Here is a 13,514-nt window from a genome sequence, read left to right on the forward strand (position 1 = left end):
GTGAACAGGGCTGATCGGACCGCACATGTGTAGAGAGGCAGCCTATATGCATGCCCGGCAGCGCCTATTGCCTAGATCGTCGCCGGGCCGTGGGAGAGGATGCCCGCATGAGTGTTCGCCCGCTGCCCTCGGCCGCCCCCGCCGCCCAGGGCGTCGACGCCTCCGGTGTCCTCGCCTTCCTCGACGCCCTCGACGCCGCCCCGGACATCGAGCCGCACAGCCTGATGATCCTGCGACACGGCCGGCTCGTCGCGTCCGGCTGGTGGGCGCCGTACACCCCCGAGCGCCCCCAACTCCTCTACTCGATCAGCAAGAGCTTCACCGCGACCGCCGCCGGGATCGCCGCCGCCGAGGGGCTGATCCGGCTCGACGACCCGGTGATCTCGTACTTCCCGGAGTTCGAGGCCGACATCACCGATCCGCGCAGCCGCGCGATGCTCGTGCGGCACGTGGCGTCCATGGCCAGCGGGCACGAGAGCGACACCCTCTTCGCGGCCTACGGCCTCGACAGCGAGGACCTCGTGCGCGGGTTCCTGCTGATACCGCCGCCGCGCGACCCGGGCACCGTCTTCGCGTACAACCAGTCCGCCACCTTCACCCTCTCCGCCATCGTGCAGCGGGCGAGCGGTCAGTCGCTGACCGAGTACCTCCGGCCGCGCCTGCTGGATCCGCTCGGCATCGGCGACATCGCGTGGTTGAGCGACCGCAGCGGCCGCGAGTTCGGCTTCAGCGGGCTGCACGCCACCACCGACGCCATCGCCCGGCTCGGCCAGCTGTATCTGCGGGGTGGGATGTGGGAGGGCGAACGGCTGCTGCCCGAGTGGTGGGTGGCCGAGGCCACGCGTGCGCAGATCCAGAACGCCGGCGTCAGGCCCGGGGAGGACTGGCAGCGGGGCTACGGCTTCAAGTTCTGGATGTCCCGGCACGGTTACCGCGGTGACGGCGCGTACGGTCAGTTCTGCCTGGTGCTGCCCGAGCAGGACGCGGTGATCGCGACGACCGCGGACACCCGGAACATGCAGGCCGTGCTGAACCTCGTCTGGGAGCATCTGCTGCCTGCGTTCGGGCCCGCGCCCCTGACCGGCGGCGAGGCGGCGGACGCGGCCCTGGCCAAGCGGCTGGCGGACCTCGCGCTGCCGCCCGCGGCCGGCAAGACCGCACCGCCCGAGCGGGCCGAGGCCTGGTCCGCCGGCGCGTTCACGCCGGACGGCGGGGTCTGCGAGCACCTGCCCAAGCTGACCGCGATCGACCTCGCGCCGGGCGAGGACGGCTGGACACTGACCCTGACCGAGGACGGCCACCCGCTGCGGGTGCGGCTCGGGGACGCCGGGTGGACCGTCAGCGACGAGCCGCTGCCCACCGCGGTCAGCGGCGGCTGGACCGACCCGGACACCCTCGTCGTGGACGTCGCCTTCCTGGAGACCCCGCACCACCTGGACGTGACGTGCTCGCTCAAGGACCGTACGTTCAAGGCGAGTTGGCGCACCGAGCCGCTGCACCACCCGCCCCTGCGGGCGATGCGCGCACCTCGGCCGTCGGCCTGATCAGTCCTCGGGCACGCGGAAGGTCCGCAGGACGACGTCCAGGGCCTCCCGGTTGCCGGCGTCGTCCCAGTCGGCCTCCGGGGTCGTCCAGCGCAGCGAATAGCCGCGGTGCTCGCCGATGAGGAAGCCGCGGCCGAAGGTGCGGACACGGGTGTCGTCCAGGTCGGCGAGCCATTGGATGTCGGCGGCCTCGTAACCCTGGTACGTGGTCGCCTCGATGTCACCGACACGCTCGTAGCCGACGCCGGACCGCTTGAGACCGGGCTCGACGGCGTCGCGCCAGACGGCGACGGGGTCGGGACCCACGCGCTCGCTGTAGGTCACCGCGAGGGTGCGCGGATCGTCGGCCGCGCCGAACTCCACCCGGTACGCGAGGCTCGCGGCGCGCGTCGTGCGCAGCGGCTTCCAGCCCTCGGGGAGGGCGACGGAGAAGCCTTCCGGTGACGTGTACGTCCGGAAGCCGTCGGGCAGAGCGGTGCCCGAGGGGGACGCGGTGGGCGAGGGGGACGCGGTGGGCGGCGGGGGCTCCGTCGTTTCCTTCGTGGGGGACGGGGTGGGCTCCGTGGTGGGGGCCAGGCTCGTGGGTTTCTTCGCGGAAGCCGACGGGGTCGGTGCCGCGCCGGCCGCCGACGAACCTCCGTCGTCCTCCCGGCCGTTGGTCACGACCAGGACCGCGGCCGCGACCGTGACCACGGCGAGGGCGGTGCCGGCGACCATGGCACGTCTGCCCCAGCCCGGGCCCACGGCGTACCGACCACGCAACCGGGGTCGTGCCGTCGTCGCCTGCAAGGGAGCCTCGGGGTCCTCGCTGAGGACACGCACGAACGTGTCGCGGATCACCGGTCTGCTCAGCCGCTCCCGGGAGTCCTTGCGCAGCAGCCCCTGCACGGCCTGGGTGAGCGGCCCGGCACGCACCGGGGCCCGCAGCGGAAGCCGGTCCACCCCCTTCAACGTGGCCTCGGGCCGGTCCCGCTCGCGATACGGCGGGCGGCCCTCGACCATCGTGTAGAGGATCGCGCCGAGCGCCCACAGATCGGACGCCGGCCCGATGCGCTCGTCACGGGCCTGCTCAGGGGACGCGTACGACGGTGCGGCGACCCGGGGCGCGAGGGTCGCGCCGGCCAGGCCGAAGCCGGTGACGACGAGGGGGCCCTCCTCGCGCACGAACACCTGGCCCGGGCTCAGCTCGCCGTGCGTGATGCCCGCGACGTGCGCCGCCTCCAGCACGTCGAGCAGTTCGAGGCCGATGCGGGCGGCCCGTACGTAGTTGAACGTGCCCTGCTGGGCGAGGAGTTCGCCCAGCGGCGTGCCGTCGATCCACTCGGTGACCAACCACAGGCTCCCGGACTCCTCGACGGCGTCCAGGACGGTCGCGACCCGGCCCGGACGCAGCAGGCCCATCCGCTCGGACGTCCGCAGGATGCGCGAGGTCGCCCGGCGCCTGGCGTCCGGGCACGGATCGTCGGGCAGCCCGACCTGGGTGAGGAGACACGGGTGTTCGGTCTCGATGTCCTCGCCGTAGTAACTGACGCGGTTCGTCTCGCGATGGACGACATCGACGAGTCGATACCTTCCCGCGACCAACTCGGCTGTGGAGACGCGCGCCTTGACCATGGCCATCCCTCGTTGAACCGTGGCTCTCATTTCTCACAGGAAGTACGAGAGGTGTGGCCGGAAGCGTTCAACGAAATCCTCAACTAAAGGGCGCTTCTTTTCCTTTGCTTCTTACGCGTGAGTAAGCTCGCCAAAAGGCAAGGGAATTGAGCCGCAATGCTTCAGCGAAGGCCGAAATCCGCAGCCCAGCGCAGCACGTCCGCGGTCGTCGCGTTGCCCCCGCACACGACCAGCCCGAGCCGGGCGCCGTCCCCGACCCGCTCCAGCACGCGCCGGGCCGCGGGCAGCAGGCACCCGGCGGCCGGCTCGGTCCACACCTTGGCGTGCTCGGCGAGATCGAGCACGCCCCGCACCGCCTCCCGGTCCGGGACCACGAGCACCTCGTCGACCACGGCGGACACATGGTCGTACGTCAGCTGCGACACACTCGGCGCGCTCAGCGTGGACACGATCGAGGACAGCGCCACCGGCACCGGCCCGCCCGCCGCCAGCGCCTCGGACATCGCCTCGGCGCCCTCGGTCTCCACACCCCAGATCCGCACGCCCGGCCGGCGGGCCCGCAGCGCCACCGCGACACCCGCGATGAGCCCACCGCCCCCGACGCTGACGAGTACGTCCGTGAGGTCGCCGGCGTCGTCGGCGAGCTCCAGCCCGACGGTGCCCTGCCCGGCGATCACCAAGGGGTCGTCGAAGGGGTGGACGAGCGTCAGCCCTTCGTCCCGCAGCCTCGTGACGAGCGAGAACGCGCCGTCAATGTCGTCCGTCAGCCGTACGGAGGCTCCGGCGTCCCGGGCGATCCCGACGGCGCGGGCGGGCGCCGAACGCGGCATCACCACGGTGGCCTTCACCTCCAGGTCGGCGGCCGTCATCGCCAGGGCGATGCCGTGGTTGCCGCCGCTGACCGCCACGACCCCGGCGGCGCGCTGGGCGTCGGTCAGCGACAGCAGCTTCGCCGTCGCCCCGCGGGCCTTGAACGAGCCGGTGCGCTGGAGGAGTTCGAGCTTGGCCGTGACCGGAACGCCGAGCAGGGCCGTGAGGCCGGGGCTGGACACGGTCGGGGTGTGCACGACGTGTCCGGCGATGAGGCCGGCCGCGGCTTCGACGTCCGAGATCCCGATCAAGGCAGTCACCTTTCCGGCGCGGGGCTGTGATCCGTGCCGCTTCGCACCCTGACCGGGGGAGGGGTGCCGGTCAACCCGGTTCCGCCGCGCGCTCCACGGTGGCGTGCCGATCACCGCCGTACAGCGGTGAGCGGGGCCTTCACAGATCGCGCCGCACGAGGAAGCCGATCAGCGACCGCAGCTCCCCGGCAACCTCTGCCTCCAGCGGAACCTCGGCGAGAGCCGCCTCGGCGGCGGTCACCTGACGCCGTGCCTCGGCCAGCCCGGCCGAGCGGCCACCCAGCTCCTCGATCAGCGCGGCCGTACCGCCGGGGTCGGCGGCGGACTCCAGCACCGAGGGGAGCCGACCGGCGGCGGGGGAGTCGAGCGCGGCCAGTACGGGGAATGTCTTCTTCCGCTCCCGCAGGTCTCCGTGCACCGGCTTGCCGGTGACGGCGGGGTCGCCCCAGATGCCCAGCAGATCGTCGACCACCTGGAAGGCGACGCCCAGATGACGTCCCGCACGGTCGAGGGCGGAGACGGTCGCGGGCGGTGCGCCGCCCAGCAGGGCGCCAAGGGCGGCCGCACAGCCCAGCAGGGAGCCCGTCTTGTGCTCGGCCATCGCCCGGTACTCGTCCGGCCGCACCCGCTCGGGCCCGGTCCACGGACGCGTGGCGAACAGCAGGTCGTCTGCCTGCCCGCGCACCAGGTCCTGCAACGCCACGGACAGCAGCCGCACCGCCTGCGGACCCGCCGGTGCCGCGGCGAGCGTCTCGACGGCCAGCGCGAACAGGGCGTCGCCCGCGAGGACGGCGGGCCCGGTGCCGTACGCCTTCCACACGGTGGGGCGGCGGCGCCGGATCGTGTCGCCGTCCATGATGTCGTCGTGCAGCAGGGAGAAGGCGTGCACCAGCTCCACCGCTACCGCCCCCGGCACCCCGACCTGCCCGGGAGCACCGGCCGCCTCGGCCCCGAGCACGGCCAGGGCCTGCCGCACGCCCTTTCCGCCGGAGGCGACGGCAGGCGCGCCGCCCACCTCGCACCAGCCGAAGGTGTACGCGGCCATCTCACCGACCCAGGGATGCATCCGCCCCACGGCGTCGCGCAGCGCGGGCCGCACCAAGGCACGGCAGCGGTCGAGGACTTGGTGGGCGTCGGCCGGTGCCTGCGCCGACGGGGTGACCGGAAGGGCGTCGAACGGAGTCCGCACCGCCGAAGGGAACGTCGTCACCGTACGGCCACCGCCCCGGCGCCCGCCCCCGCCATCGCCGAGGCTTCCTCCTTCTCCGAGGCTTCCTCCTTCTTCGCGGCAGCGTCCTCCAGGGTGTCGAACTCCGCCTGCGCCCGAGCGACCATCTCCCGCGCGTGCCGCAGCCCGATCCGCTCCAACACCCCTGCCAGCTCGGTCAGTTCGGCGGCCGTCTCGGCCCGATCGCGCCCCAGCCGGGCCCGTGACTTGGCCAGCCCGAGTCGGGACAGCGCCTCCCCGCGCGGCTCGCTCATGGCGCGGAACTCCGCGAGCGCCTGCTCGTACAGGGCGCGGGCCTCGGCGTAACGCCCGGCGCGGTACAGGACGTTGCCGCGCATCTTGTGGTTGTAGGCCAGCGCGCTGGAGAGCTTCATCGCGCGGCAGGTGGCCTCCGCCTCGGACAGCAGAGCCAGCGCCCGCTCGACGTTCCCGTCCCGGACGGAGACGATGTCGGCGAGCCCACGCAGCGCCCAGGCGTGACCGCGCCGGTCCTCGGCACGGGCGGCGATCTCAGCGGCCTCCTCGAACAGGGCGAACGCGGTGTCGTACGACCCGGTCTGGCGATGGATCTGGGCGATGCCCTCCAGCGCCCACACCGTGTGCCGCGCCTCACCGCGCCGCCGGGCCTCGGCCAGCAGCTGCTCGTGCAGCCGGTGGACCGCCTCGTAGTCGCCCTGGATCCGGCCGGTCTCCGCAAGGCCGGCCAGCGAGTAGCCGCGTACGACGATGTCGCCGCCGCGCTCACCGAGGTCCGCCGCGAGCTGCAGGAGCCGCCGGGCCAGCGGGAACGCACCGCGCTGCCGGGCCAGGGTGCCGCCGCTCCACAGCGCCCAGGCCATCGCCCCGGTGTCGCCGGCCTCCCGGGCGGCGCGGTAGCTCGCCTTCCACGCCCGGTCCGCGTCCCCGATCTGCCCCAGCCGGCGGTGCGCCTCGGCGACCGCGAGCCCCGAACGCGCCGCCTCGCCGTGCTGTCCGGCCCGCTCGGCGGCCTTCAACTGCTCGGTGCCGGCGGCCAGTACGTCGGTCAGCGAGGAGTTGACGGACAGGGTGGTCAGGGCGCCCTGGTACTCCGGGGCGAATGCCTTGCCGTACATGTATGCCTCTCGATCCGGTATACACGCCATCTATACGCTGGGTGTATACATGGGCGGTATAGTGCGTCGAAAATGAGCCCTGGCCAGAAGGCCAGGGCGTCATCGGTGACGGTCACCTGATGGTCTTCACTTGTTGTCGATCAAGACGTCGGCAGAGCGGACAGGGTTGCTCGTGAGGCGCAGATCACCTCGCGAGGGTGGTGTCAGTGCTGCTGGGGCTTCTGCGGTGTCGCCTCACTCGGCCGTACGACGACGTAGCCCTGGCCCTGCAGCATCAGCTGGACGGCCTCCCCGGAGCCGCCGCGCAGCATCGAGCCCAGGGACTGCGAGCGGTGCAGCGAGGTCTGCAGCCCGGCGGTCCAGCCGACCACCGCGTCCGTGTCGACGTACACCGGGTACTGGGGTGAGACGGGGATCACCAGGGGGTTGCCCTCGCAGACCAGCCCCAGCCTGCCCTGGCCCGTGAAGACGCTGTTGAACAGTCCGCCGCCGGTGATGCCCGCACCCTTCACCGTAGCTATCCGGTACGACAACGAGGCGTCGAAACACAGGACGTTGCGGCCGTTGACCGTGAACTCGTCGCCGGGGTCGACGTCGACGATGAAGCAGTTCTGCGCCTCGTGCGCGAACCAGGCCTCGCCCTGCCCCCGCACCGCCATCAGCGGCAGCCCCTCACCGGTCACGGCCCGCTTGAGCATGCCGCCCACGCCCTGGCCCTTGCGCTCGAACTGGAGGTTGCCGCGGTAGGCGACCATCGCGCCCTGGCGGGCGTGCATCTCGCCGTTCACCGCGTACTTGACGCACTTGGCGTTCTCGATCGTCATGCCCGGTGCCGTGGCCGGCTGGACCATGTGCTCGCTGGAAAAGAGGTCACCCTTCATACGGGCATCCTGTCCCGGACGGTTACGTTCCGACCAGATCGCGGTGTGTCGCCGTCTGAGCCTGCTTCTGGGCCCGTCAGGCGCCGAAGAGTTGTGTCCAGTACGTGCCCGCGGGACCGCCGCCCGCGAAGCCGATCCCAATGTGCGTGAAGTCGCGCTTGAGGATGTTGGCGCGGTGGCCCGGGCTGTTCATCCAGCCCTCCACGACCTCGGCGGGGGAGCGCTGGCCGCAGGCTATGTTCTCGCCGATCGCGCGCATGCGGGAGCCCGCGGCGGCCGCACGGTCCCAGGGCTGGGTTCCCTCCGGCGAGGTGTGGGAGTAGAACGCGCGGACCGCCATGTCGGTGCTGTAGGCCTGTGCGGCGGTGCCGAGCGCGGGATCGACGGCCAGGGCGCGCAGCCCGGCCCTGGCCCGCTCGCGGTTGGTGAGGTCGACGACCTCCGCCGCCGTGCGGGACAGGTCCCCCGGCGTGAGAGGCCTGGCCCACAGCGCGGTCCAGTACGTGTCGCCCGAGCGGCCGCCCCTGACGTACGCCACGGCGGCGTGGGTGAAGGCCGGGTCGTGCAGGGTGCGGCGGGGCTGCTCGGTGCGCAGGCAGTACGCGACGAACTCGGCGGGGGTGCGCGGGCCGGAGACCAGGTGTTCGCCAACGGTGAGATACGCGTACCCGGTGGCGGTGACGCGCTGGTACACGGAGACGCCGTCGCGGCCCTCCACACCGAGCCGGCCTGCCGCGGCCATGGCGGCGGCGTGGGCCTGAGCGGCGGTGGCGAGGCGGGCGTCGAGAGCGACGGGCGGTGAACCGGCACCGGCGCGGGCGGAGTTGACCAGGCCGAGGAAGCCGTCGGGATCGGGGGAGGCGACATGCGGGGCGGTGACGGCGGACAAGGTCTGCATCGTGCTCGTGGGCCGTACGACGGGCATCGGCGCAGCGCCGGCCACGGGCGGCGCGGGTGCCGACGGGACCGGCGACGGCGTGGCGTCCTCGACGACGTCAACCCCGAAGTCGCGCGCGATCCCGGCCAGTCCGTCCGCGTACCCCTGCCCGAGAGCCCGCAGCTTCCAGCTGTCGCCGCGCCGGTAGATCTCCGCGAGCAGCAGCACGGTCTCCTGTCGCGGGCGTGGCGGGGCGAACCGGGCGATCGGGCGGCCACCCGGGCCGGTGACGTGGAGCGTGGGGGCGGGCAGGCGGCCCAGGGGAGTGCCGGGGTCGGCGGGGCTGACGACCACCGTGACCCGCGTGGCCCCGTGCCGCAGTCGCGGCGGATCGACCGTCAGGGTGTCGCCGTGGAGCCGGGCGCCCGGCGCGGACGGCTGGTTGTAGAACACGAAGTCGGCATCGCCCCGGACCTTGCCGTCGTCGTCGGTGATGAGCGCGGACACATCGAAGGGGCCGGGCACCCGGACGGTCACACTGCCGCCCGGGAGGGGCAGATTGCCCCCGGGAACCAACTCGCTCATCGTGCCGTCCTGGTGGGTGGTTCGAGATCCGGTGGGGATGTCCGGAAAACGTCCAGCGGATCTCGCGGGTTCCCACCCGACGTGCGCGCTACTTCACCTGCTTGCCGCAGAACGCGGACTCCAGGGTGCCCAGCATGGAGTTGAGGACCGTGCCGTTGTTGGAGGTGTTGGCGAGCGCGGTGAGGCTGCGCTTGCCGTCCTTGGAGGCGAAGGCGTAGGTGTAGTAGCCCTGGACGGCGCCCGTGTGACCGTACACGGAGATCCCGCATGACAGATGACGGCGCCGCAGGCCCAGCCCGTACTCCTGCTTGGTCCCCGACGGCACCCATCGCTGCATCTGGGCCAGCTGTGCCCGGGAGGTCAGCCGGCCGCCGAGCAGCGCCGACAGGAAGGTGTTGAGGTCCCGCGTGGTGGAGATGACGGCGCCCGCGCTCTGCGCCCAGGACACCGTCTGCTCGGTGGCGTCGACGAGCTTCGCGCCGGCGGCGTCGGGAGTGAGGTACCCGCGCGCGTGCCGACCGGGGATCTTCGTGCCGGGGTGCACATAGAAGGTGTCGCGCAGGTGGAGCGGCTCGATGATCCGGTTCTGGTACTCGGTCCGCACGGAGTGCCCGGTCAGCTTCTCGATGAGCATTCCGGCGACCACGAAGTTGGTGTTGGAGTAGGAGTACGCGCCGCCCGGCTTGGTGGTCCGCGGCTTGCTCAGGGACCGGTTCACCAGCTGCCGGTAGGTGAAGACCTTCTTCCGGACCGCCTCGAAGCCGGGAACCGTCCGCGCGAACATCTCGTTGGTGTAGTCGTGCAGGCCGCTACGGTGGCCGAGCACATGCCGGACCGTGATGCGGTCATCGGGCAGCAGCCCCGGCAGATAGCGGTTGACCGGGGTGTCGAGCTTCAGCTTCTTCTCGTCGGCCAGTTGCAGCAGGACGACCGCCGAGAAGATCTTGGTGACGCTTCCGATGCGGAACCGGTCGGTGTTGCTGATCTTCCGTCCGGTTTCGCGATGGGCGACGCCCGTGGCCGCCCAGTGGACCGAGCCGCCGTCGTCGAGCCGCGCCATCGCGCCTGGGGCACCCTGCCCGCGCACCGTGCGCAGGACGTTCCACAGGCCCGTGACATCGGGTTTGGGCAGGGCGGCCGCCGAGGACTCGGCCCTGGTGGTGGCGCCGGGCGCCAGGGCTGTGGCGTGCGCGGGAACCGCCAGGAGCGACACCACGGCCGCCGTCACCGCCGTACCCCTGACCACCGTTGCTGAGACCATCCGGCTGACTCCCGTCTCTGTCGATGTGCTGCCGACCTTTGATGCAGATGTGCTGCTGAACACGAGAACGATCACCTGCACGCGGGGCAACCTTCTCGCATCCCGTCACATCGCCACAGACGACGCACAGTTGGACAGTCAGGTATCACCGGGTGGGAGTCCTTTGAGGCTCCCTGTGGGAATCCTGTTTCTTTTATTGACGGCGGAAAATAAGACCTCTAGGTTCCGGACATGCCCTCGATCCGCCGCGCCGAGACGTTCCCGGCGAACACGCCGGCCGCCTCGCAGATCTTCACCACGGTCCTGAGCCATGGGCCCCTCACCCGCCTGGAGGTGGCCCGGCGGGCGGGACTGTCCCCGGCCGCCGTCACCAAGGCGGTGCGGCCCCTGATCGAGGCCGGCTACCTGGTGGAGGACGTCGACGAGCCCGCCCGGCCCGCGCTCGGCCGCCCCGCCAACCCCGTACGGGTCGACGGGGGACGGGCGCTGTTCATCGGCGTCAAGGTGACCGGCGACGAGGTCATCGCCGTGCTCACCGACCTGTGCTGCCGCATCCGCGTCGCCCGCCACGCGCCGCTGGCGGACCGGAAACCGAAGGCCGTGCTGGCCTGCGTCGCCGAGCTGACGGGCGAACTGCTCGCAGAGGCAGGCGACTTGAGGGTCCCCGTCCTCGGACTCGGCATCGCCGTCTCCGGTGACGTGGACCGCGGTGCGGGAGTCGTCCGCTACTCGCCGTTCCTGGAGTGGCGGGACGTACCCCTCGCCGAACTCGCCGCCACGACCACCGGATTGCCGGTCACCGTCGACAACGACGTACGGGCCCTCACCGTCGCCGAGCAGTGGTTCGGCGCAGGCGTGGGGCTGTCCGACTTCGCCGTGGTGACGGTCGGCGCGGGCATCGGGTGTGGGCTCGTGGTGCACGGACGGGTGGTCGCCGGGGCGCACGGTGTGGCCGGAGAGATCGGGCACGTCACCGTCGATCCGGCCGGTCCGCCCTGCCACTGCGGCAACCGCGGCTGCGTGGAGGCCATCGCGGGGGACGCCGCGATCCTCCGGCGGATCCGCGCGACCACGGGCGTCGAGGTCGCCGACACCGCGGAAGCCGTGGCCCTCGCCCACCGCGGTGTCGCCGGGGCGCGCGAGGCCTACGCCCGGGCCGGCGAGGCGATCGGCCGCGGCATCGCCACCGTGGCCAACCTGCTCGGCCCCGAGCGGGTGATCATCTCCGGCGAGGGTCTCGCCGCCCACGACCTGTTCGCCGAACAGATCCGCGACGCCTTCGCCGCGGCCGCGTTCGGCTCCGCCGACCGGTGCGACGTACAGACCCGCCCACTGCCCTTCGAGGAGTGGGCGCGCGGGGCCGCGGCCACCGCGATCCAGTCCTTCATCAGAGCCGACGACCAGCGCCAGAGCCGCTGAACCAACCCCTGGAGGTACGACCCATGCGGTCATCCTCGTACTCCGTCATGCCCGCACGCGCCCTGAGAGCCGTGGTGGTCCTGGCCCTCACCGCCGGTGTCACCGCCGCCGTCCCCAGCGCGCAGGCCGAGACCACCACGCCCCCGGCCGCCCCGACCAGCACCGCGGTGGCCGCCAAGCCCTACATGGGCTGGACGAGCTGGACCATGCAGTCGTCGAAGTACCCGGGCCTCAACCCCAAGGGCGACTACAGCTACCTGTCCGAGGCCAACGTCACCAAGCAGACCGACGCCATGGCCGCCAAGCTGAAGAAGTACGGCTACGAGTACGTCAACATAGACGCCGGCTGGTGGATGGACTGGTCCTGGAAGTCGCAGTTCGACGAGTACGGCCGGCAGAAGGCCGACCCGGTGCGCTTCCCGAGCGGCATGAAGGCCGTCGCCGACCGCATCCACTCCAAGGGCCTCAAAGCCGGCATCTACCTCCCGGTCGGCCTGGAGAAGGGCGCGTACAACGACGGCAAGAACCCGATCTGGAACGCCGACGGCTGCACCACCGGCGACATCGTCTACGACGACCTGCGCACCACCAACGGCTGGGACAGCGCCTACAAGATCGACTTCTCGGATCCCTGCGCGCAGAAGTACATCGACTCCCAGGCGCAGATGTTCGCCGACTGGGGCTACGACTTCCTGAAGCTCGACGGCGTGGGCCCCGGCTCCTTCAAGAGCGGCGACAACTACAACAACGTCGCCGACGTCGCCGCCTGGCAGCAGGCCATCAAGGCCGCCGGCCGCCCCATCCACCTGGAGCTGTCCTGGTCCCTGGACTACGGGCACGTCGAGGACTGGAAGAAGTACTCCAACGGCTGGCGCATCGACACCGACGTCGAGTGCTACTGCAACACCCTGGTCACCTGGGAGAACTCGGTCGACGACCGCTGGGACGACGCCCCCGCCTGGACCGCCCACGCCGGCCCCGGCGGCTGGAACGACCTCGACTCCCTCAACGTCGGCAACGGTGAGATGGACGGCCTGACGAAGGCCGAGCGGCAGAGCTACGCCACCCTGTGGGCCATCGCCAAGTCCCCCCTCTTCACCGGCGACGACCTCACGAAGCTCGACTCCTACGGCCTGTCGCTGCTGACCGACCGCGACGTCATCGGCATCAACCAGAGCAGCGCCCCGCCCGCCGAGCCCGTCACCGCATCCGACCCGCAGCAGGTCTGGGCCGCGAAGTACCCCGACGGCACCTACACCGTGGCCCTGTTCAACCTCTCCGACGCGCCCGCCTCGGTGACCGCCAACTGGTCGACCCTCGGCTTCAAGGGCAAGGCCTCGGTGCGCGACGTGTGGAACAAGGAGAACCTCGGCACCTACTCCGACAAGATCACCCAGGCGCTCCCCGCACACGGCTCCCGCCTGTTCACCGTCACCCCGCGCGGCACGGACCTCGCCTGGACCGCCCACGAGGCCGAGGCGGGCACCCTGAGCGGCAACGCCTCCGTGGCCGACTGCTCCGCCTGCTCCGACGGCCGCAAGGTCGGCAACCTCTACGTCGGCGGCAAGGTCACCGTCAACGACGTCGTGGTGGCCAAGGCCGGCACCTACCAGGTCAAGGTCGCCTACGTCAGCGGCGACTCCCGCTCGGTCTCCGTGTCGGCCAACGGAAGCGGCGGCACCTCGCACAAGTTCGCGTCCACCGGGGACTGGTCCACCGTCAACAGCGTCTACGTGCCGGTGAAGCTGAAGGCCGGGGCCAACACGATCACGTTCGACAGCGGGACCGGCTACGCGCCGGACATCGACCGGATCGACGTACAGAAGTCTCTCTGACCTTCCTCCACCGGGGCCCGGCCGTGCGCCGGGCCCCGCCCGAGACGCATCCGGA

The 13,514-nt window shown here is 71.7% G+C and carries 10 protein-coding genes; 3 read left to right on the top strand and 7 right to left on the bottom strand.

The genetic code is table 11. The features are described from left to right. The first annotated feature begins 107 nt into the window (after positions 1–107). On the top strand, positions 108–1,544 hold the full coding sequence (locus ACIA8X_RS26410) for a serine hydrolase domain-containing protein (protein ID WP_399459233.1): 1,437 nt from the start codon (positions 108–110) through the stop codon (positions 1,542–1,544). Here ACIA8X_RS26410 and ACIA8X_RS26415 read toward each other — a convergent pair whose 3' ends face one another. From ACIA8X_RS26415 to ACIA8X_RS26445, 7 genes are all read right to left on the bottom strand, one after another. After that, the gene (locus tag ACIA8X_RS26415; RefSeq protein WP_399459234.1) at positions 1,545–3,164 is read right to left on the bottom strand and encodes a serine/threonine protein kinase; all 1,620 of its coding nucleotides are present in this window, start codon (positions 3,162–3,164) and stop codon (positions 1,545–1,547) included. A 155-nt stretch (positions 3,165–3,319) separates the two neighbouring features. After that, entirely contained in the window at positions 3,320–4,279 is a 960-nt protein-coding gene (locus ACIA8X_RS26420) for a threonine/serine dehydratase (protein WP_399459235.1), read from the bottom strand. Positions 4,280–4,418: 139 nt separating this feature from the next. Next, positions 4,419–5,489 carry a polyprenyl synthetase family protein gene (locus ACIA8X_RS26425; protein WP_393443349.1) on the bottom strand — a complete coding sequence of 357 codons (1,071 nt, stop codon included), beginning with the start codon at positions 5,487–5,489 and terminating at the stop codon, positions 4,419–4,421. Next, the gene (locus ACIA8X_RS26430; protein WP_393443347.1) at positions 5,486–6,601 is read right to left on the bottom strand and encodes a tetratricopeptide repeat protein; all 1,116 of its coding nucleotides are present in this window, start codon (positions 6,599–6,601) and stop codon (positions 5,486–5,488) included. Before ACIA8X_RS26430 ends, ACIA8X_RS26425 begins: the two co-directional genes overlap by 4 nt. Before the next feature lie 203 nt (positions 6,602–6,804). Further along, entirely contained in the window at positions 6,805–7,482 is a 678-nt protein-coding gene (locus tag ACIA8X_RS26435; RefSeq protein ID WP_393443345.1) for an AIM24 family protein, read from the bottom strand. Between the two features lie 76 nt (positions 7,483–7,558). Then, positions 7,559–8,944, bottom strand: coding sequence for a CAP domain-containing protein (locus ACIA8X_RS26440; RefSeq protein WP_393443343.1), 1,386 nt, complete (start codon positions 8,942–8,944; stop codon positions 7,559–7,561). Between the two features lie 88 nt (positions 8,945–9,032). Continuing rightward, a complete protein-coding gene (locus ACIA8X_RS26445) occupies positions 9,033–10,205 on the bottom strand; it encodes a serine hydrolase domain-containing protein (RefSeq protein ID WP_393443341.1) in 1,173 nt (390 codons plus the stop codon). 231 nt (positions 10,206–10,436) lie between these two features. Here ACIA8X_RS26445 and ACIA8X_RS26450 point away from each other — a divergent pair, with 231 nt between their 5' ends. Beyond that, on the top strand, positions 10,437–11,624 hold the full coding sequence (locus ACIA8X_RS26450) for an ROK family protein (protein ID WP_393443339.1): 1,188 nt from the start codon (positions 10,437–10,439) through the stop codon (positions 11,622–11,624). Positions 11,625–11,647: 23 nt separating this feature from the next. Beyond that, a complete protein-coding gene (locus tag ACIA8X_RS26455; RefSeq protein ID WP_393443337.1) occupies positions 11,648–13,459 on the top strand; it encodes an alpha-galactosidase D in 1,812 nt (603 codons plus the stop codon). The last annotated feature ends 55 nt before the right edge of the window (positions 13,460–13,514 follow it).

This window comes from Streptomyces sp. NPDC051738 (assembly GCF_044453205.1).
In the GTDB taxonomy this organism is placed as follows: domain Bacteria; phylum Actinomycetota; class Actinomycetes; order Streptomycetales; family Streptomycetaceae; genus Streptomyces.

What these genes read in the sequence shown, in the direction of transcription:
- ACIA8X_RS26430 (WP_393443347.1), bottom strand. Translation starts at nt 6,601, where the DNA reads ATGTACGGCAAGGCATTCGCCCCGGAGTACCAGGGCGCCCTGACCACC.
- ACIA8X_RS26415 (WP_399459234.1), bottom strand. Translation starts at nt 3,164, where the DNA reads ATGGCCATGGTCAAGGCGCGCGTCTCCACAGCCGAGTTGGTCGCGGGA.
- ACIA8X_RS26440 (WP_393443343.1), bottom strand. Translation starts at nt 8,944, where the DNA reads ATGAGCGAGTTGGTTCCCGGGGGCAATCTGCCCCTCCCGGGCGGCAGT.
- ACIA8X_RS26455 (WP_393443337.1), top strand. Translation starts at nt 11,648, where the DNA reads ATGCGGTCATCCTCGTACTCCGTCATGCCCGCACGCGCCCTGAGAGCC.
- ACIA8X_RS26435 (WP_393443345.1), bottom strand. Translation starts at nt 7,482, where the DNA reads ATGAAGGGTGACCTCTTTTCCAGCGAGCACATGGTCCAGCCGGCCACG.
- ACIA8X_RS26450 (WP_393443339.1), top strand. Translation starts at nt 10,437, where the DNA reads ATGCCCTCGATCCGCCGCGCCGAGACGTTCCCGGCGAACACGCCGGCC.
- ACIA8X_RS26445 (WP_393443341.1), bottom strand. Translation starts at nt 10,205, where the DNA reads ATGGTCTCAGCAACGGTGGTCAGGGGTACGGCGGTGACGGCGGCCGTG.
- ACIA8X_RS26410 (WP_399459233.1), top strand. Translation starts at nt 108, where the DNA reads ATGAGTGTTCGCCCGCTGCCCTCGGCCGCCCCCGCCGCCCAGGGCGTC.